The sequence below is a fragment of the Solidesulfovibrio alcoholivorans DSM 5433 genome (genome assembly GCF_000702665.1).
GTDB lineage: Bacteria > Desulfobacterota > Desulfovibrionia > Desulfovibrionales > Desulfovibrionaceae > Solidesulfovibrio > Solidesulfovibrio alcoholivorans.
In genome coordinates, this window is record NZ_JNJA01000021.1 from 16,853 (window position 1) to 34,553 (window position 17,701).

The window sequence follows — 17,701 nt, forward strand, 5'->3', positions numbered from 1 at the left end:
TTGCCCCGATTGCCCTTGAGGAGGTCCCCCCATGCCCGTTGCGCACTGTCCGCTCGAAACCCTCGACGCCGACTCCCTTTCCTGTTCCATCCGCCACCACATCACGCACTCCCTGGGCAAGCCCTGCGCCGAGGCCGGCAACCGTGACGTGGCCATGGCCCTGTCCAGGACCCTGCGCGACCGCCTCGTGGACAGGATGCTCGAAACCCGGCAGCGCTACCGCGACGCCCGGGCCAAGCGCATGTATTATCTCTCCATCGAATATCTGCTGGGGCGTTGCCTGGGGAACAACATCGACAACATGCGCATCGAGGACACGTGCATCGAACTGCTGCGGCAATGGGGCTTCGAACTGGAGGAAATCCGGGAGTTCGAACGCGACCCGGCGCTCGGCAACGGCGGCCTCGGACGCCTGGCCGCCTGCTTCCTCGACTCCCTGGCCACCCTTGACCTGCCCGGCTGCGGCTACGGCATCCACTACGAATACGGCCTGTTCAAGCAAACCATCGAGAACGACCGCCAGGTCGAACGGCCCGACTACTGGATGGCCGAAGGCATGCCCCTGCAGATCGAACGCCGCGACCAGTCCGTCATCGTGCCCATCTACGGCCGCATCGAAGACCACCAGGGTCCGGACGGCGGTTACCTCCCCCTGTGGGTGGACTGGCAGGACCTGCTCGGCGTGCCCTACGACATCCCCATCGTCGGCTACGGCGACAAGACAGTCAATTACCTGCGTCTTTTCGCAGCCCGCTCCACCGACAACTTCGATATGAAGATCTTCGACCAGGGCGACTACATCAAGGCCATCCACCAGAAGGTCTATTCGGAACTGGTGTCCAAGATCCTCTACCCGAGCGAATCCATCGCCTTCGGCCGCGAACTGCGCCTGATCCAGGAGTACTTCCTCGTCTTCTGCTCGCTGCGCGACATCACCCGGCGTTTCCTCAAGCAGAACCGCAACATCGAGGAACTGCCCGAATTCACGGCCATCCAGCTCAACGACACCCACCCGGCCCTGGCCGTGGTCGAACTCATGCGCATCCTCGTGGACGAACGCCGCGTGCCCTGGGACCGGGCCTGGAACATCACCACGCGCACCCTGGCCTTCACCAACCACACGCTCATGCCCGAATCCCTGGAAATGTGGCCCGTGGAACTCCTGGGCAAGGTCCTGCCGCGCCACCTCCAGCTCATCTACGAAATCAACCAGCGCTTCCTCGACCACATCCGCGTGACCACCAACCCTGGTGACGCCACCCTGCGCCGGCTGTCGCTGATCGATGAAGGAAACGGCAAACAGGTGCGCATGGCCAACCTCGCCGTGGTCGGCTCCCATTCCGTCAACGGCGTCTCGCGGCTGCACTCCGAACTGGTCAAGAAAGTGCTCTTCCCGGACTACGCCGCCCTGTGGCCCGGAAAATTCAACAACAAGACCAACGGAATCACCCCGCGCCGCTGGCTGCACAAGGCCAACCCGGGCCTTTCCGCGCTCATCACCGAGGCTATCGGCGACGCCTGGGTCAAGGACCTCGACCGGCTTGAGGAGCTCGTCCCCCTGGCCGAAGACGCCGCGTTCCGCCAGAAATTCATGGCCGTCAAACGCGCCAACAAGGAATACCTCGCCGGATTCGTCACCCGGGCCTCGGGCGTCGTCCTCTCCCCGAACGCCGTCTTCGACATCCAGGCCAAGCGCATCCACGAATACAAGCGGCAACTCTTAAACGTCATGCACATCATCCATGACTACCTCCGCCTGACCGAGGACGGCTATATCCCGGCCGTGCCGCGCGTGTACCTGTTCGCCGGAAAGGCCGCGCCCGGCTATTTCGAAGCCAAGGAAATCATCCACCTCATCTGCTGCCTCGCCCGCGTCATCAACGGCGACAAACGCGTGGGCGACCACATCAAGGTCGTCTTCGCCCCCGATTACCGGGTCTCCCTGGCCGAAAAGCTCATCCCCGCCGCCGACGTCAGCGAGCAGATCTCCACCGCCGGCACCGAAGCCTCCGGCACCGGCAACATGAAGTTCTCCCTCAATGGCGCGCTCACCATCGGCACCCTCGACGGCGCGAACATCGAAATCCGCGAATGCGTGGGCGACGAGAACTTCTACCTCTTCGGCCTGTCCACCCCCGAAGTGGAGCGCACCCTCGGCGAAGGCAGCTACGACCCCTGGGAATATTACAGCAAACACCCGGAAATCCGTCGCGTCCTCGACGCCATCTCGGCCGGCCGCTTCAGCCCGGAATCCGCCTCCAGTTTCCACTGGATCTTCGAAAAACTCCTCGCCCGCAACGAACGCTACATGCATCTCGCCGACTTCATGTCCTACATCGAAACCCACGAACGCCTGGGCATGGACTACGCCCGCCCCGACGTCTGGGCACGCAAAGCCATCCTCAATACCGCCCGCATGGGCTACTTCTCCTCCGACCGCACCATCCGCGAATACGCGCGCGATATCTGGGGCATCAAACCCGTACCGCCGAAATGAGGAAGTGAGGGAGGAAAGAGAGGACAAAGGCGAAGAGGCCTCCGGCGGCCAGGAGGGGATGATCCCCTCCTGGACCTCCCCGACGGGGGATGGGTAAGCGGGTGGAGAGGCGGGCGCCAGCGGCGGAGCGCCGCATTTTAAGAAATTGGGTCAGTAAATTCCTTCAAACTCGCTCCGAAGGAGCGACGGCCTGGGGCCGGAATTTCCCCTGCCGAGCCTGCCGCGAAAGCGGCGGCAGCGGCAGGGGAAATTCCGGCCCCATCTTCGTACCGCCAACGCCAAGCCTCCCGGTGCCCGCAGCCCTCCCCGCGCCACGACGCCGGACGGGGGGACCGGGGGGAGTGACTCCCCCCGGCGGGGTCTGGGGCAGCGCCCCAGCGGGTCCAGGGCAGAGCCCTGACGGGGTCCGGGACAGTGCCCCAGTCATCCCGGCTACTTGCGCGAAAACGCCCAGTGCAGGCGGCGCAGGACGCCGGGGTCGGGCGCGTGGGGATTGTCGCCGGGCTTGGGGATGGGCAGCCGGTAACGGTCGGCGAAGGGGGTGCGTTCGAGCAGGTCGTTTATCGCGTGGGCGAGCAGCACGGGCAGTGCCAGCACGTCTGCGGCGTTGTAGGCGAGCAGTGTTTCCATGAGCGCGGGGTCGGCGGTCTTGACGTATTCGCGCCAGAGCACCACGGCGAAGTAGCCGTCCGCGCCGGCGAGGTCGCCGCGGTCCACGCCGTAGTGGACCTCGCATTTCTTGAGGCCGCCTTTGATGCCGATGCCCGTGAGGACGTTGCGCAGGTCGATATGGGCCTTGGGCAGGGTCGCGCCCAGGTGGGACTTGAGGACCGGGGCGTCGAAGCAGCGGCCGTTGAAGGTGACGAGGACTTTTTTCTCCAGGATATCCGCGACGAAGTCGTGCAGATTTTTCCCGTGGGCGTAGGTGCGCACGGTGTCGATGCCGTCGTAGAGGGAAACGGCGGTGACCTCGTTTTGCGGCGTGCCGTCGGTTTCGATGTCCACGCAGGCGAGGTGTTCGCGGAAGTCGAAGAAGAGTCGCCAGTTTTCGGCCGGCGGCAGGCGCGAGCCGAAGTAGTCGGCATCGCCGGCGGCCAGGCGTTCCTTGGAAGCGGCGAGTTCGTCGCGCCACATGGGAACCTTGACGGACCCGAGCGGCGGGGTTTTGGCGTCGAGGAAGTCGTCCCAGGTCAGTATGCCGGCGGCCCAGAGGCGTTTTTCCGTGGAGGGACCGAGGCCGGGCAGGTGTACGAAGGTGTGTTGCAGCACGCGTCGTGCCTTACGCCTTTTGTCGACGGGCCTCAACCGTGGCCGGCAAACGAGGCGGACGGCATCAAACCTGCATGGGTTACAGCGATCTGGAGCTTTTTGCCGCCGGGTCCGGTTCGTGATTCCAAGGAAGGAGTGCCCATGCCTCAGCTTACCGACGCAGCCCCCACCTCGCCTTCCAGACGGTTCGACGCCAGGATTGGCCGGGAACCCGTCATCGCCCGCGAAATATTCCGTCCCGGCCCCTTGCGGGACGACTTCGAGCGTCTGTCCCATCCCGCCGTGCCCATGACCGATGCGGATATCCTAAGTTTATTGTTGAAATTCTTCTACGCGTCCCTTTTCCCCGGATCGGAATCCCATGCCGTGCCCCTGCCGGAAATCTGCACGCAGTTGGGGCGTTTCTACGACCTCTGGTCCGAGGAAGGACCGGACGAGGGCCTGCCGTTGCCCGGGGAATACAGCGCGTTTTCCCTGCGCATGCTGACGGACCTGCCGCGCACGGCGCACATCTTCCGTTCCGTGGCCAACCGCCCGTTGCCGCCGGCCCTGGTCCAGGACCCGTTTCTCGGCATCGACTGCGGCACGGGCACGGGCGTGCTGCTGGCCGCGGCCTGGTTCCAGGCCAAGCGCAACGGCGTGGCCGAGACGCGGCTTTTCGGCCTGGACATCGACGCGGCCATCGCCGCGCGTACGCGGCTGCTCTTCGATTCCCTGGGCCTTGGCGCGGTGATCGTGGCCGACGCCCGGCTCGAGGCGTCCTATGCCGCCCTGCCGGACGGGCCGATCGCGTTTATCGCCAACGAGAACGTGGCCGCGCCTACGGCGCGCCTTTCCGCGGAGCCCTTTTCCGCCATCCACGCCGCGCTGTTCAACGTCTTTTCCAAGCGTCTGAAAAATGCCGTTTTCTTTCCGGAAGCCCTGGTCGTGCGCGACCGGGAGCGGGAAATGGACGTGGTGCTGTCAAAAAACAATCGCTTCCAGCTGCCGCGCCACTACCGCCATCTGCGGCCGCGCCCGCGCGCCATCGTCATTGAGGGCCGGCTGACGCGCCTGTGGCAGGTGGGCCGGGATTTCCGCAAATACGTGTCCGAATCCTGGCAGCCGGCCATGCCCGGCCGCTGGTAAGGCAGGAGAGGGAAGAAAGAAACGCCTCCGGCGGCCAGGAGGGGATCATCCCCTCCTGGCCGCCGGAGGCGTCCCCCCAGCTCCCATCACAAGCCGTCTACAGCATGCACCGCTTGCAGACGATCTCCGTACCGATGCCGGAATTGGTGAAGAACTCCAGGATGATGCAGTTCTCCACCCGCCCGTCCAGGATGTGGGCCTTTTCCACGCCCGCGTCCACGGCTTCCATGCAGCAGGTGACCTTGGGGATCATGCCGCCGGTCAGCACGCCCGAGGCCATGGCTTCCGAAGCTTCGATGATGTCGAGGGACGAGATGAGGTTCTTGTCCTTGTCGAGCACCCCGGCCACGTCGGTCAGGAGCACGAGGCGCTTGGCCCCGAGCGCGGCGGCCACGGCCCCGGCCACGGTGTCGGCGTTGATGTTGTAGGTCTCGCCCGCGTCGTCCACGCCGACCGGCGCGATGACCGGGATGAAACCCTGGCCGAGCAGCGTGGTGATGAGCCCGGTGTTGATGCCCGTGACCTCGCCCACCTTGCCGAGGTCGATGATCTCGGGCGGGGCGTCGCCCTTTTCCAGCACCATTTCCAGCTTGCGCGCGCTGATGAGCTTGCCGTCCTTGCCGGAAAGCCCCACGGCCATGCCGCCGTTGAGGTTGATCAGGTTGACGATGTTCTTGTTGACCTTGCCCACGAGCACCATCTCCACCACGTCCATGGTGGCGTCGTCGGTGACGCGAAGGCCCTGGCGGAACTCACTCGTAATGTTGAGCTGCTTGAGCATGTTGCCGATCTGCGGCCCGCCGCCGTGTACGATGACCGGATTGATGCCGATGTACTTGAGCAGGATGATGTTGAGGGCGAAGCTTTTTTGCAAGGCCTCGTCCACCATGGCGTGTCCGCCGTACTTGATCACGACCGTCTTGCCGAAGAACTTGCGGATGTACGGCAGGGCTTCCAGCAGAAGCCTGGCCTTGGCGTGCTCGCGTTCCATGGGCCGTCCTCCAACGGATGGGATTACAGGATGTAGCGGGAAAGGTCGCGGTCTTCGGCCACGTCGGTGAGCTTGTCCCGCACGTAGGCCGGGTCCACGACCACGCTCTGGCCGCCCTGGTCCGAGGCCGAAAAGGACAGGTCGGAGAGAATTCTTTCCATGATGGTGTACAGCCGCCGCGCCCCGATGTTCTCGGTTTCCTCGTTGACCTTGCGCGCGAACTCCGCCACCTCGCGCAGCGCCTCGTCGGTGAACGTGAGCGTCACGCCCTCGGTGCCGATCAGCGCCGTGTACTGCACGGTGAGCGCGTTTTGCGGCTCGGTCAGGATGCGGTAGAAATCCTCGGCCGTCAGCGCCCGCAGCTCCACACGCAGGGGGAAGCGGCCCTGGAGCTCCGGCACGAGGTCCGAGGGCTTGGAGAAGTGGAACGCGCCCGCGGCGATGAACAGAATATGGTCGGTTTTCACCATGCCGTACTTGGTGTTGACCACGCAGCCCTCGACCACGGGCAGCAAATCGCGCTGCACGCCCTCGCGCGAGACGTCCGGGCCGCTGCCGCCGCCCTGCTTGCCGCAGATCTTGTCGATCTCGTCGATGAAGATGATGCCCGTCTGCTCCACGCGCTCCTTGGCCGTCTCGGACACCTTGTCCATGTCCACGAGCCGGTCGGTCTCCTCCTGCAAAAGCACCTCGTAGGCGTCGCGCACGCGCATGTTGCGGGTCTTCTTGCGCTGGGGAAACACCTTGGAAAACATGTCCTTGAACTGCGAGCCCATGTCTTCCATGCCCGGCATGGACATGATCTCCACCTGCGGCGCGGGCACGGACACTTCCACGGGCACGATGCGGTCGTCGAGCTTGCCCTCGCGCCAGAGCTTGCGCAGCTTCTCGCGGGTGCTCACGGGGCCGTCCGCGGCCGGCGTCGGCGTCGGGGCCTCCAGGGCCGCGGGCATGGGGATGGGGCTCTCCCCGCCGCGCTGGGACTCGGGCAAAAGCACGTCGAGCAGGCGCTCCTCGGCCGCCTTCTCGGCCTTGGCCGCCACCCTGTCCTGCTCCTCCTTGCGCACGAGGTTGACGCCAATCTCCATGAGGTCGCGCACCATGGATTCCACGTCGCGGCCCACATAGCCCACCTCGGTGAACTTCGTGGCCTCGACCTTGAAAAACGGCGACCCGGAGAGCTTTGCCAGCCGCCGCGCGATCTCGGTCTTGCCCACGCCCGTGGGGCCGATCATGATGATGTTTTTCGGCGCGATCTCGTCGCGCAGCTCGGGATCGATCTGCTGGCGCCGCCAGCGGTTGCGCATGGCGATGGCCACCATGCGTTTGGCGTCCTTCTGGCCGATGATGTATTTGTCGAGCTCGGAAACGATCTCCCGAGGCGTCAGACTGGCGTGCATTTCCACTCCTTACGGCAATAAAACCGCGCGCCTAGGCGCGGTCGATAGTCTCCACCACGATGCGGTCGTTGGTGTAGACGCAGATTTCCGCGGCAATGCCCATGGCCTTCTCCACGATCTCGCGCGGGGGCATGCTCGTGTAGCGCAAAAGCGCCCGCGCGGCGGCCAGGGCGTACGGCCCGCCCGAACCGATGGCGGCCACGCCGTCGTCCGGCTCGATCACGTCGCCGTTGCCGGAAAGTAGCAGCACGTTCGTTGCGTCGGCCACGATGAGCATGGCCTCCAGGCGGCGCAGATATTTGTCCTTGCGCCAGTCCTTGGCCAGCTCCACGCTCGCGCGCACGAGGTTGCCGCCGAATTCCTCCAGCTTGGCCTCGAAGCGCTCGAAGAGGGTGAACGCGTCGGCCGTGGAGCCGGCAAAACCGATCACGACCTTGTCCTTGTAGATGCGGCGCACCTTGCGCGCGCCATGCTTCATGGCCACGGCCTGCCCGAGCGTCACCTGCCCGTCGCCGGCCACGGCCACGCCGGCGTCCGTACGCACGGCCAATATCGTCGTCCCACGTAATTCCATGCGGATACTCCATAATCGGGGGGAGGAAGCCCCTTTTTGAAAAAAGGGGCTTCCTCCCCCCGATCCCCCTCCTCCCCGAAAAACTTTCAAGGGGGGATGGGGCAATGTGATTGCCAGGGCAAGGCAGCAGTGCGTTCGCCCTGATTTGTCGCCGGCAAGGCCGGCCAACGCGCGTTACACGGCCGTAGCCGTGAAAAAGAACCGGGGAAACCGGAAGATGATCCGGCCGTCCTGCTGTTTCGGATACTGCGCGACGACCTGGGCGAAGACGTCAGCCTCGAAGACGGCCTTGTCGCTTTCGGACAGGGCGCTCAGGTACGGCCGCAACCCGGTGCCGCGATACCATTCCATGATGGCGGCATGGGACGCGAGCACATGGTAGTAGGTGGTCTGCCAGAGCGTAAAATCCGCCGCCGCGTCGGCAAGCAGGTCGAAATACCGCCCGGGCCGCAAATTGTGGAAAATGCGCGGCTTGGCGAACGCGCCTTTCCACTTCTCCCCGGCGACCAGTGCGCCGATGATCTTGTGGATCGGTTCGTCGTCATTCATGGGCGTCTGCACGGCAAGCACGCCGCCGGGGCGCAGCAGCGAAAGCATTGCGCGCACGAGCTTCGGGTGGTCGGGAATCCACTGGATGCAGGCGTTGGAAAAGACGACGTCATACGCGCCCTTGCCGAGGCTCGCCAGCTCCGTTGCCGCATCGCACAGCGTAAACCGCCCTTCGGGGCAATTGCCCCTGGCCGCGTCGATCATGTCCGGGGAGCTGTCGATACCGTGCACGCGTGCGCCGGGGAAGCGTTCGGCCAGCACGCGGCTGCTGTTGCCCGGCCCGCAGCCGACATCCAGCACCTCGCGCACGTTGTCCAGCGCGATCCGCGCCGCCAGGTCCCTGGCCGGCTGCGTCCGTTCCCCCGCGAACTTCAAATACTGTCCGCTGTCCCACTCAACCATGCGCTACCCTTCTCCCGGCCCCGCCGACGGACACCCGTCCGCCGACCACGCCGCCACCCGTTTCCCGCTCCCCCGCCCAGGGGGGCCGGGGGGGATGATCCCCCCCGGCCGCCGGAGGCATTCCTAACGCGTAATCCCACCAAATAAGTCGTCCGCCACGGAACGCCAGAGGCCGAAGGCATGTTTTCCGTGCAGGTAGAGGCGGATTTCCCGCAGGCGGCCGCTCGTAAGCGCCTCGGCCATGACGGTAAGCGCAATGGGCGCGGCCAGTTCCACGGGGTAGCCGTAGACGCCCGTGGACACGGCGGGAAAGGAGAGAGTTCCCAGGCCGTTTTCCACGGCCCGGGTGATGGACTCGGCGTAGGCGGAACGCAGTTTTTCCGGTTCGCCTTCGTTGCCGCCACGCCAGATGGGGCCGACGGTATGGATGATGTGGCGGGCGGGCAGGTCGAAGCCCGGGGTGATGACCGCGCCCCCGGCGGGCAGCCGGCCAATCTTGGCGATGATTTCGCGGCAGGCCGGCGGAAGCTGCGGCCCGGCGGCGCGGTGGATGGCCCCGTCCACGCCGCCGCCGCCGGCAAGGGCGGAGTTGGCGGCGTTGACGATGGCGTCGGCGTCATCCTTGGTGATGTCGCCTTCGAGGAGCTTCAGGACGCCTTGGCCAAGGGAATAGAGAACGGTGTCGGACATGGCGCTCGCCTCCGGAGCTTTGGCCGCGACCGGATTCAGGGGATCGCGGCCGTTGGTCCCAGGATGCACAGGCCGGTGTTGGCCTCGGTGAACGCCCGGCCGGCGATGGCGGCCAGGTCGTCCAGGGTGACATTGTCCAGGGCGGCGGCGGTTTCCTCAAGGGGAATCTCGCGGCCGAAGAGCAAAATGTTGCGCGCCAGACGCATCATGCGGTTCTCCGTGGATTCCGCGCCAAGGTAGAGCAGCCCCTTGAGGTGCTCGCGGGTGTGGTCGAGTTCCTCGGCCGTGACCGCGCCGCCGGCCACGGCAGCGAGCTCGGCGCGGACGACGGACAGCAGTTCGCGCGTGCGCTCGGGCTCCACGGCGGCCTGGATCTCGAAAATGCCGGCGTCGGCAAGGCCGCTCACGCTGGCGTAGATGGAATAGGCCAGGCCGCGCTTTTCGCGCACTTCCTGGAAAAGCCGCGAAGACATGTTGCCGCCAAGCAGCGTCGCCAGGAGCGTGTGGGCGAAGCGCTCCGGGCTTTTGTTGCCCACGGACGGATAGGCCAAAATGACGTGGTTCTGTTCGCTTTCCCGGCGCACGGCGAGCCTTGGCGGCGTGAACGCGCCGGCCGGGCGCACGTCCGGCCCCTGCGCGACGGGCAGGCTGCCGAAGGTCGCGGCGGCCATGTCCACGACGACTTCGTGGGAAACGGCGCCGGTCGCCACCACGGCGATGGCGTCGGGGCGGTAATGCGCGCGCCGCCAGACCTGCATGGTCTTGGGCGTGGCCGCGTTCACGGACCCGGGCGTGCCGGTGATGGCATGGGCGATGGCCGGCTCGGCCCAGGCCGCGCCCCAGAAATCCTCGTGCACCTTTTCCTCGGGCGTCTCCTCCACCATGGAGATTTCCTGGAGGATGACCGCCTGTTCCCGGGCCAGCTCCTCGGGATCGAGCCTGGGGTTGAGCGCGATGTCCGCCAGCACGTCGAAGGCGCGGCGGAAATGGGCGTCCATGACCCGGATGTGGAAGCAGGTGGCCTCGCGGGAGGTGAAAGCGTTGGCGAGCCCGCCCAGAATGTCGAGCTCCTTGGCGATGGCCAGGGCGTCGCGGCTGGCGGTGCCCTTGAAGGCCATGTGCTCCCAGAGATGGGCGAGCCCTTCCTGGCCCTTGGCCTCGTGGCGCGAACCGGCCTCGATCCACACGCCGAGGCTTGCGGTCTTGACCTGCGGCATGGACTCGGTCACCACGCGCACGCCGTTTGGCAGGCGGGTGACGCGGCAGGGGATGTCGTCGGTTGTTTGCGGCATCGCCAGGGGCTACGGGGCTTTGGAGCCGGCGTCAAGGGCGGCGGCGTGCTTGCGGTAGTGCCCCCGGAACTGGTCATAGGTCAGCCCCAGCATCGCGGCCGCCCGCCGCTGGTTCCCCCCCGCCGCCGCCAGCGCCTGGCGCAGGAGGGAGCGCTCGAAAGAGGCGAGGGAGGAGGACCAGGTGGGGGGGGAAGATGGGGAGGGAGAGAGGGGGGGGAGATGGGGGAGAGAAGAGGAAGAGGCCTCCGGCGGCCAGGAGGGGATGATCCCCTCCTGGACCTCCACGGCGGGGGGATCGTAGGGCGAGGCGAAAGGGTCGAGGGCGATCGCGTCGATGCGGGAGGTCGGGGCGTCGAACACGGCCCGCTCCACGGTGTTTTTGAGCTCCCGGATGTTGCCCGGCCAGGAGTGGGATTCAAGGATACGGAGGGCGGACGGGGAAAAGGACGGCGGGTCGGGGCGGCCGAGCTCGGCGGCGAAACGGGCGGCGAAACGCCCGGCCAGGTAGGCGATGTCACCCAGGCGGGCGCGCAGCGGCGGCACGTGCAGCACGGCGAAGGCCAGCCGGTCGAGCAGGTCGGGCAGCAGCTTGCCGCGCGAAACGAGCCTGCGCGGATCGACGTTGGTCGCGGCCACGATGCGGGCATCGACGGCAACGGATTCGGATGCCCCCAGGCGCTCGATCACGCCGTATTCCACGGCGCGCAGGAGCTTTTCCTGCACGGGCCTGGGCGTGGCCTGCAACTCGTCCAGAAAGAGCGTGCCGCCGGACGCGGCCTCGAACCGGCCGGCGCGGCGCTTGACCGCCCCGGTGAACGCCCCGGCCTCGTGGCCGAAGAGTTCCGCCTCGACGAGCGAGCGCGGCAGCGCGGCGAGGTTGGTGGCGACAAACGGCCCTTCCCAGCGCGGGGAATGGAAATGCAGGCGCGCGGCGGCCAGCTCCTTGCCCGTGCCGCGCTCACCGACGAGAAGCACGGGCCGGTCCACGGCGGCCACGGCGGCCACGCGCTCCATGAAGGCGAGAAAGGCGTCGGACTGTCCCAGGGCTTCACTGACGGCGGCGTTCATGGCGAATCCTACCTCATTTATGGCATTATAAACCATACTTTGGCGAAAACCGCAATATCCCCCGCCTCGACATCATGCAACCAGCCGGAATCACAGGATTCTAATTCTGGCACAAACCCTGCTCTCCTCCAGACACGACGCGCCCCGCGGCGCGCACCGGAGGTATGCCATGGGTATTTTCAGCCGCTTCAGGGACATCATCCATTCCAACATCAACGCCATGCTCGACAAGGCCGAGGACCCGGAAAAGCTCATCCGGCTCATGATCCAGGAAATGGAGGAGACGCTGGTCGAGCTCAAGGCCGACTGCGCCCGCACCATGGCGCAGGCGGCCAAGTCCGGCCGGGAGCTGGCCGCCGTGCGCGACCGCGCCGAGCGCTGGGGCGAAAAGGCGGAACTCGCCGTGGACAAGGGCCGCGAGGACCTGGCCCGCGAGGCGCTGCTCGAAAAGCGCGGCCTGGAATCCCGCGCCGATGCCCTGGCCGGGGAGCAGGCAGCCATCGAAGGCATGGTCGCGGCCTACCGCGAGGACATCGCGCGGCTCGAGGAAAAGCTCGCCTCCGCCAAGGAGCGCCAGCGCACCCTGCTCCACCGCCACATGCGCGCCACGGGCAAGAAGCGCGTGCGCGAGGACCTCTCCCGCGTCGACTCCACCGAGGCGCTGTTGCGCTTCGAGGAATTCGAAAGCCGCATCGAACGCCTGGAAGCCGAGGCCGAACTGGCCGGCCCCGCCACCGTGCGCCGCCCGGCCGAAGGCGAATCCCTGGAAGCCCGCTTCGACCGCCTGGCCGCCGACGAGGACGTCGAGCGCGAACTGGCGCGCATCAAGGCGAGGAAGGGTGGCGGGGAGTAGGAGAGAAAGAGGAAGAGCGGAAGATGCAGAATGCCTCCGGCGGCCGGAGGGGATAATCCCCCCCGGACCCCCTTGACGGGGGGAAAGGGGCGAGGGAAGACGAAGTTGGGAAGCGAAATCGGGAAATGGTCGGTCGGCGTCCAGTAAGGAGAAGACGTGTTTCCACATCATCAGATGTTTTATGCCGGCGGCTGGCCTTTGCCGCAGATCCTGCTCGTCCTGGTCGTGATCGCGGCCATCGTGCTGCTGCGCCGCCGCAGCGAACGCACCGACCGGGCCGGCCGCGACGCCGACGCCCAGGCCATGGCCCTGCTTGCCGAAGTGACAACGACGCTTGCGCGCCTGGAAGACCGGGTGCGCAACCTGGAAACCCTGCTTGGCCGCGATGCGGACAAGGGAGGCGGATCATGAGGCACCACGCGTTTCGCGGCCGGTGCGGACCCGGCTGCTCGAGCGGTTACAACGACCGCGGCCCCGGGCTGCTTTCCGGCGGCTGCCGCTTTACGGCCGGCTGGCTCGGCCTGCCGACGTGGGTCGTGCTGGCCTTCTTCATCATTCTGTTTCTCACCATCGGCTGGCCGGCCCTGCTCATCTACCTGGCCTGCGCCGTGCTGTTACGCCCCGCGCCCGGGTATGACGCGCCGTCCGGACCGTCCAGCTATGCCGCTCCCGGTGCGGCCCCGGGCATGGACTTCGACCGCGCCGCGCGGGACGTCCGCGACCAAGCGCAGGATCTCGAAGCGCGCATCGCGCGCATGGAATCCCACGTAACCTCGCGTGAATTCGACTTCGACCGCCGCCTCGCCGCTTCGAAGCGGCGAAAGGACGACGCATGATGGGACTGCTCACCGCACTGGTCATGGCCGGGGCCACCATCGTCGGCCTGGTCGTCCTCGGCGTCATTTTCCTCCTCGGCATCCGCCTGCTGCGCCCGGGCACGGCCAAGCCGCGCGGCGGTGACGCCGAAGAGGCGCAGCTGCTCCAGGAAATCCACCGCAGCCTCACCCACCTGGAGGAGCGCGTCGAAGCCCTGGAAACCCTCGTGCTCGACGCCCGGCCCGGCAGGCACGGCACGCCCTCCATGGAGGACGACCGATGAAACACTACAGCGAACTGCGCCTGCGCGAACTCTACCGTTCCCGCTCCGGCATGCTCCTTGGCGTGTGCAAGGGGCTGGCGAAATTCCTGGATGTCCCGGTCTTCTGGATGCGGGCCTTCATTCTCGTGCTCACGCCCTTCACCGGCGTCTGGCCCATGGTCGCGGCCTACCTGATCGCCGGTTTCGTCATCAAGCCCGAGCCTGTCCTGCCCCCGGACAACGACGAGGAGCGGGTGTTCTACGACGAATACGTCGCCTCGCGTGGAAATGCCCTCTCCCGGGTCAAGCGCCGCTTCGACCGCCTGGACAAGCGCATCCGCCGCCTGGAGGACCACGTCACCTCGCGCGAATTCGACTTCGAGCGCCGCCTGCGCGATCCCTGACCTCCGGCGTGCGCACGCCGTCGCGCACGCACGCCGGAAGGCCGTCTCAGCCCGCCGCCAACGGCGCGGCCAGCCGCTCGCCCAGGGCGAAAGCCTTGGCGCAATCCCCGGGGAAAATCTCCTCGTGGCGCTGACGCTTGGCCGCCGCGTCCCAGACCGTGGACAGGTATTTGCCGTAATCGTCGAATTGCATGGTGTCCGTGGCGAGGAGCATCTCGCAGGCCCCGAAGGTGCGCTCCATGACCCCGCGCGCCCGCTCCATGAACACGGCGTAGCCCAGGTCGGCGATTTTCGCCTCCGGGACGTTCATGGTGTAGACCAGGGCCGTCTTGATCTTGCGCGGAAAAAGCGAGGCGTAGCCCGGGGTGTAGGTCAGGAAGGGGAAGCACAGGCGCTCGAAAAAGGAGCGCATTTCCCCCGTTTCCGCGCCGAAGTAAATCGGCGTGCCGAGGATGAGGGCATCGGCCGTGGCGGCGCGTTCGAGCACCGCAGCGAGCGCGTCTTTGACGGCGCAGCGACCGTAGTTCCTGCCGCCGATGCGCTTGCACTCGAAGCAACTGATGCAGCCTTTGAAGTCCAGGCCGTAGAGATGGACGAGTTCCGTTTCCGCGCCCTTGCCGGCCGCCCCTTCCAGGGCCTTGCCGAGCAACGTGGCGGTGTTCCATTTCTTCCGGGGACTGCCGTTTATGGCCATGATCCGCATGGGTATCCTCCTTTGCGAAGGCTTCCCCATACGTCCATCCCACGTCCCGGACAATCAGGCACAAAAAGGAAACACAGTCACCGAACCGTGCCCCCTTCGGGGAGGTCCAGGAGGGGATCATCCCCTCCTGGCCGCCGGAGGCATCTTCTCTCCCAATCCTCTCCCCCGGCTCTCCCAATCCTCTCCCCCGGCTACCCGACGAGCAACACCCCATCCTCGCCGTCGAGTTCGGACACGGCCACGTCCACGTGTTCGCCGGGTTCGGTGTGCACGCGTTTGCCGACGTAATCGGCCTGGATGGGCAGTTCGCGGTGGCCGCGGCGGTCGATGAGCACGAGCAGCTCCACGCGCTTGGGCCGGCCGTAATCGAGCAACGCTTCCAGGGCGGCGCGGATGGTGCGCCCGGAAAAGAGCACGTCGTCCACGAGCACGACGTTTTTCTCGGCCAGGGGAAAAGGAATGTGCGACGGTCCCACCTGCGGCTGGACCTCGCGGTTGGTCCAGTCGTCGCGGTAGAGGTTGATGTCGAGCTTGCCGAGCGGCACGTCGCAGCCGGCGCGGGCGTCGATGATGGATTTGAGCCGCGTGGCCAGCTCCGCCCCGCGCCGCTGGATGCCGACCAGCGCCAGGCCGCAGCCGGGGTCGTGGTGTTCGATGATTTCGAAGGCCAGCCGCTCCAGGGTGCGGCGCACTTCGCCGGCGGTCATGATTTTTTTCTGTTTTGTCACGGCAATCCTCACGGCGCTTTTCCCGCGCATACCGCAAAGGGCCCCGGCCTGGCAATCTCCGGCGTTCGTGCGCACCCTGTCATTTGACTTTCCGATCGGTCGTGCTTAGTTGCATCGAACGAGCTTGCCCCAGGAGGTTTCCATGGTTGAATTGACGGAAAGCGCAAAGACCCAGCTTGACGGGTATTTTGCGGAAAAAGAAAAAAGCCCTATCCGGATTTATCTCTCGTCCGGCGGCTGAGCTGGCCCAAGGCTGGCGCTGGCTCTGGATGAGCCGCGCGATTCGGACGAGGTGCTCGATGTCTCCGGTTACACCTTTGTCGTAGAAAAAGAACTGCTTGAAAAGGCCGCCCCCATGAAGGTCGACATGACGTACATGGGCTTTGCAGTCACGTCGAACCTGGAACTCGGTGGCGCCGGCGGGTCCTGCGGCGGCTCCTGCTCCGGCGGTTCCTGCTCAACATCCTAGCCGCCATCGATACCATAGGGAATCACCGAAGGTTCGCCATCCGTCCATCGGGCGGGCTTATTTGACAAGGCAATCTTCGGTGATTACCCCTTGGGCAACTCTCGCCTGGAGGATTGCTATGGTTTCCATGACGGACACGGCTCGCGCCGAACTCGACAACTATTTTGCCGACAAGCAAAAAGCGCCCATTCGCGTCTACCTCAACAAGGGCGGCTGTTGCGGCCCGTCCCTGACGTTGGCTCTGGATGAACCCCGCGAAAACGACGATGTTTTCGACGTGAACGGCTACACGTTCGTGGTGGAGAAGGAACTCATGGCCATGGCCAGTCCCATCACGGTGGACATGACCGACTATGGCTTCAGCGTGGGCTCGAGCCTCCAGCTCGGCGGCGGCTCCTGCGGGAGCGGTTCCTGCGGCGGCGGCTCTTGCGGCGGCTCCTGCTCCTAGCCCCGATGCTTTCGTCTTTTCCCGGACCGGCCTCGGCCGGTCCTTTTTTTTGCCTGATTGACAGCCCCTTCGGCCGTCCGTAAAAAGCCTCCATGGATATTCGCGAAGACGATCTTTTCAGCCTGTCCCCGGCGGCAAGCGCCGCCCTTGCGGCCCATTTCGCCGGAGCGGCCCGACCGTGCCTGCGCGTGTTCCTGTCATTTTTAAGCGACGATGGACCGCGTCTGGAACTCGCCGCAGCCGAACCCGAAGCCGACGACGTCTCCTTTTCCAGGGACGGCTGGCGTATCGTCGTCAATCGCCAGCTTTTCCAGCAGGCCGCGCCGTTGGCTGTGGATTGCGGCGCGCAGGGGTTCGTCATCGCCTCGAGCCTCGACTTCTCCGAAGCCGGCGGCAACTGCGGCGGGACATGTTCCCACTGACCCTGTAGCCGCTTTCTTCCCCAATGCCCCTCACCATTCCGTGACGCGCACGACCGCGCGGCAGGACTTTTCGCGTGGCGAGGGTTTGTTTTTTATGCGCGACCGTCTCCCCGGCTGTCAGAATTTTTTGGTATCTTATTAATTAGCATACCCTTTCCGGCCGGCAATTTACCACTTCATTTATTTGGTATTTTTGCCATACAACCGTCTTTTTCGGCGCACGCGACCGGTTTTATCCTGTCAAATCGGCTGGTTTTCATCATCGAATCACGTCCTACGCCTTGCCAAGGACGGCGCGTTTACCTACTATCGCGTCCGGTTGGCGCTACCCCAAGGAGACTCGCATGCCCGGCAAGATTCTCATCGTCGATGATGAGGTGCATATCCGCATGCTCCTGGAGCAGACGCTCGAGGAACTGGAAGAGGATTGTGGCGTGACCATTCTTTCCGCCCAAAACGGCGAGGAGGGGTTGGCGCTCATCCGCTCCGAAAAGCCCGACGTTGTGTTCCTGGACATCATGATGCCCAAGCTCAATGGCTACGAGGTCTGCCAGCACGTCAAGGAAGACCCGGCCATCACCGGCATAGGCATCGTGCTCCTGACCGCCAAGGGACAGGAGGTGGACCGCCGCCAGGGCCTCGACTTGGGAGCAGCCAGGTACATGACCAAACCCTTCGATCCCGACGAAGTCCTGCGTGTGGCCAGGGAACTGCTGGGCATCGCCGACTGACCGGC

At 65.5% G+C, this 17,701-nt stretch carries 21 protein-coding genes; 11 read left to right on the plus strand and 10 right to left on the minus strand.

All coding sequences use genetic code 11. From position 1 onward, the window contains the following. Positions 1-31 precede the first annotated feature (31 nt). Positions 32-2,497: a glycogen/starch/alpha-glucan phosphorylase gene (locus tag Q368_RS0120790; protein WP_029460966.1), complete on the plus strand. Its 2,466-nt coding sequence runs from the start codon at positions 32-34 to the stop codon at positions 2,495-2,497. Between the two features lie 432 nt (positions 2,498-2,929). On the opposite strand, the gene Q368_RS0120795 is transcribed toward Q368_RS0120790, so the two are convergent. Continuing rightward, complete coding sequence (locus tag Q368_RS0120795) at positions 2,930-3,766, minus strand: ribonuclease H-like domain-containing protein (protein WP_029460967.1); 837 nt, start codon at positions 3,764-3,766, stop codon at positions 2,930-2,932. Positions 3,767-3,907: 141 nt separating this feature from the next. Here Q368_RS0120795 and Q368_RS0120800 point away from each other — a divergent pair, with 141 nt between their 5' ends. After that, positions 3,908-4,894 carry a hypothetical protein gene (locus tag Q368_RS0120800; RefSeq protein WP_029460968.1) on the plus strand — a complete coding sequence of 329 codons (987 nt, stop codon included), beginning with the start codon at positions 3,908-3,910 and terminating at the stop codon, positions 4,892-4,894. A 97-nt stretch (positions 4,895-4,991) separates the two neighbouring features. Here the strand turns inward: Q368_RS0120800 and argB are convergent, their stop codons facing one another. The 7 genes from argB to Q368_RS0120835 form a co-directional block, all read right to left on the minus strand. Next, positions 4,992-5,885 (minus strand): acetylglutamate kinase, encoded by an 894-nt coding sequence (gene argB / locus Q368_RS0120805; RefSeq protein WP_029460969.1) that lies wholly within the window; start codon positions 5,883-5,885, stop codon positions 4,992-4,994. Between the two features lie 23 nt (positions 5,886-5,908). Beyond that, complete coding sequence (gene hslU / locus Q368_RS0120810; RefSeq protein ID WP_029460970.1) at positions 5,909-7,285, minus strand: ATP-dependent protease ATPase subunit HslU; 1,377 nt, start codon at positions 7,283-7,285, stop codon at positions 5,909-5,911. A gap of 31 nt (positions 7,286-7,316) precedes the next feature. Then, the gene (gene hslV, locus Q368_RS0120815; protein WP_029460971.1) at positions 7,317-7,859 is read right to left on the minus strand and encodes an ATP-dependent protease subunit HslV; all 543 of its coding nucleotides are present in this window, start codon (positions 7,857-7,859) and stop codon (positions 7,317-7,319) included. Between the two features lie 174 nt (positions 7,860-8,033). Further along, on the minus strand, positions 8,034-8,810 hold the full coding sequence (locus Q368_RS0120820) for a methyltransferase domain-containing protein (RefSeq protein ID WP_029460972.1): 777 nt from the start codon (positions 8,808-8,810) through the stop codon (positions 8,034-8,036). A gap of 123 nt (positions 8,811-8,933) precedes the next feature. Continuing rightward, positions 8,934-9,500 (minus strand): macro domain-containing protein, encoded by a 567-nt coding sequence (locus Q368_RS0120825; protein WP_029460973.1) that lies wholly within the window; start codon positions 9,498-9,500, stop codon positions 8,934-8,936. Positions 9,501-9,535: 35 nt separating this feature from the next. After that, positions 9,536-10,792 (minus strand): M16 family metallopeptidase, encoded by a 1,257-nt coding sequence (locus Q368_RS0120830; RefSeq protein ID WP_029460974.1) that lies wholly within the window; start codon positions 10,790-10,792, stop codon positions 9,536-9,538. A 9-nt stretch (positions 10,793-10,801) separates the two neighbouring features. Continuing rightward, positions 10,802-11,860 (minus strand): sigma-54-dependent Fis family transcriptional regulator, encoded by a 1,059-nt coding sequence (locus Q368_RS0120835; protein WP_029460975.1) that lies wholly within the window; start codon positions 11,858-11,860, stop codon positions 10,802-10,804. 169 nt (positions 11,861-12,029) lie between these two features. Here Q368_RS0120835 and pspA point away from each other — a divergent pair, with 169 nt between their 5' ends. From pspA to pspC, 5 genes are all read left to right on the plus strand, one after another. Further along, positions 12,030-12,713 carry a phage shock protein PspA gene (gene pspA / locus Q368_RS0120840; protein WP_029460976.1) on the plus strand — a complete coding sequence of 228 codons (684 nt, stop codon included), beginning with the start codon at positions 12,030-12,032 and terminating at the stop codon, positions 12,711-12,713. Positions 12,714-12,869: 156 nt separating this feature from the next. Continuing rightward, positions 12,870-13,124: a hypothetical protein gene (locus Q368_RS0120845; protein ID WP_245611425.1), complete on the plus strand. Its 255-nt coding sequence runs from the start codon at positions 12,870-12,872 to the stop codon at positions 13,122-13,124. Then, entirely contained in the window at positions 13,121-13,549 is a 429-nt protein-coding gene (locus Q368_RS0120850; protein ID WP_029460978.1) for a hypothetical protein, read from the plus strand. Before Q368_RS0120845 ends, Q368_RS0120850 begins: the two co-directional genes overlap by 4 nt. Then, the gene (locus Q368_RS0120855) at positions 13,546-13,812 is read left to right on the plus strand and encodes a hypothetical protein (protein WP_029460979.1); all 267 of its coding nucleotides are present in this window, start codon (positions 13,546-13,548) and stop codon (positions 13,810-13,812) included. The genes Q368_RS0120850 and Q368_RS0120855 overlap by 4 nt, the downstream gene beginning before the upstream one ends. Further along, on the plus strand, positions 13,809-14,195 hold the full coding sequence (gene pspC, locus Q368_RS0120860; protein ID WP_029460980.1) for an envelope stress response membrane protein PspC: 387 nt from the start codon (positions 13,809-13,811) through the stop codon (positions 14,193-14,195). Before Q368_RS0120855 ends, pspC begins: the two co-directional genes overlap by 4 nt. Before the next feature lie 46 nt (positions 14,196-14,241). Here the strand turns inward: pspC and Q368_RS0120865 are convergent, their stop codons facing one another. Next, positions 14,242-14,898 (minus strand): flavodoxin family protein, encoded by a 657-nt coding sequence (locus Q368_RS0120865; protein ID WP_029460981.1) that lies wholly within the window; start codon positions 14,896-14,898, stop codon positions 14,242-14,244. Between the two features lie 191 nt (positions 14,899-15,089). Beyond that, on the minus strand, positions 15,090-15,632 hold the full coding sequence (pyrR, locus tag Q368_RS0120870; RefSeq protein ID WP_029460982.1) for a bifunctional pyr operon transcriptional regulator/uracil phosphoribosyltransferase PyrR: 543 nt from the start codon (positions 15,630-15,632) through the stop codon (positions 15,090-15,092). Between the two features lie 136 nt (positions 15,633-15,768). Between pyrR and Q368_RS27150 the strand changes: the two genes are divergently transcribed. The 4 genes from Q368_RS27150 (at position 15,769) to Q368_RS0120890 (ending at position 17,696) form a co-directional block, all read left to right on the plus strand. Further along, on the plus strand, positions 15,769-16,095 hold the full coding sequence (locus Q368_RS27150) for an IscA/HesB family protein (protein ID WP_245611426.1): 327 nt from the start codon (positions 15,769-15,771) through the stop codon (positions 16,093-16,095). A 118-nt stretch (positions 16,096-16,213) separates the two neighbouring features. After that, positions 16,214-16,543: an IscA/HesB family protein gene (locus Q368_RS0120880; RefSeq protein WP_029460983.1), complete on the plus strand. Its 330-nt coding sequence runs from the start codon at positions 16,214-16,216 to the stop codon at positions 16,541-16,543. A 92-nt stretch (positions 16,544-16,635) separates the two neighbouring features. After that, complete coding sequence (locus Q368_RS0120885; RefSeq protein ID WP_029460984.1) at positions 16,636-16,965, plus strand: hypothetical protein; 330 nt, start codon at positions 16,636-16,638, stop codon at positions 16,963-16,965. 344 nt (positions 16,966-17,309) lie between these two features. Beyond that, positions 17,310-17,696, plus strand: a complete 387-nt coding sequence (locus tag Q368_RS0120890; RefSeq protein WP_029460985.1) for a response regulator transcription factor — start codon at positions 17,310-17,312, stop codon at positions 17,694-17,696. Positions 17,697-17,701 lie beyond the last annotated feature (5 nt).

What these genes read in the sequence shown, in the direction of transcription:
- hslU (WP_029460970.1), bottom strand. Translation starts at nt 7,285, where the DNA reads ATGCACGCCAGTCTGACGCCTCGGGAGATCGTTTCCGAGCTCGACAAA.
- Q368_RS0120850 (WP_029460978.1), top strand. Translation starts at nt 13,121, where the DNA reads ATGAGGCACCACGCGTTTCGCGGCCGGTGCGGACCCGGCTGCTCGAGC.
- argB (WP_029460969.1), bottom strand. Translation starts at nt 5,885, where the DNA reads ATGGAACGCGAGCACGCCAAGGCCAGGCTTCTGCTGGAAGCCCTGCCG.
- Q368_RS0120890 (WP_029460985.1), top strand. Translation starts at nt 17,310, where the DNA reads ATGCCCGGCAAGATTCTCATCGTCGATGATGAGGTGCATATCCGCATG.
- hslV (WP_029460971.1), bottom strand. Translation starts at nt 7,859, where the DNA reads ATGGAATTACGTGGGACGACGATATTGGCCGTGCGTACGGACGCCGGC.
- Q368_RS0120825 (WP_029460973.1), bottom strand. Translation starts at nt 9,500, where the DNA reads ATGTCCGACACCGTTCTCTATTCCCTTGGCCAAGGCGTCCTGAAGCTC.
- Q368_RS0120880 (WP_029460983.1), top strand. Translation starts at nt 16,214, where the DNA reads ATGGTTTCCATGACGGACACGGCTCGCGCCGAACTCGACAACTATTTT.
- Q368_RS0120830 (WP_029460974.1), bottom strand. Translation starts at nt 10,792, where the DNA reads ATGCCGCAAACAACCGACGACATCCCCTGCCGCGTCACCCGCCTGCCA.
- Q368_RS0120820 (WP_029460972.1), bottom strand. Translation starts at nt 8,810, where the DNA reads ATGGTTGAGTGGGACAGCGGACAGTATTTGAAGTTCGCGGGGGAACGG.
- Q368_RS0120855 (WP_029460979.1), top strand. Translation starts at nt 13,546, where the DNA reads ATGATGGGACTGCTCACCGCACTGGTCATGGCCGGGGCCACCATCGTC.
- Q368_RS0120835 (WP_029460975.1), bottom strand. Translation starts at nt 11,860, where the DNA reads ATGAACGCCGCCGTCAGTGAAGCCCTGGGACAGTCCGACGCCTTTCTC.
- Q368_RS0120885 (WP_029460984.1), top strand. Translation starts at nt 16,636, where the DNA reads ATGGATATTCGCGAAGACGATCTTTTCAGCCTGTCCCCGGCGGCAAGC.
- Q368_RS0120790 (WP_029460966.1), top strand. Translation starts at nt 32, where the DNA reads ATGCCCGTTGCGCACTGTCCGCTCGAAACCCTCGACGCCGACTCCCTT.
- Q368_RS0120865 (WP_029460981.1), bottom strand. Translation starts at nt 14,898, where the DNA reads ATGCGGATCATGGCCATAAACGGCAGTCCCCGGAAGAAATGGAACACC.
- pspA (WP_029460976.1), top strand. Translation starts at nt 12,030, where the DNA reads ATGGGTATTTTCAGCCGCTTCAGGGACATCATCCATTCCAACATCAAC.
- pspC (WP_029460980.1), top strand. Translation starts at nt 13,809, where the DNA reads ATGAAACACTACAGCGAACTGCGCCTGCGCGAACTCTACCGTTCCCGC.
- Q368_RS0120800 (WP_029460968.1), top strand. Translation starts at nt 3,908, where the DNA reads ATGCCTCAGCTTACCGACGCAGCCCCCACCTCGCCTTCCAGACGGTTC.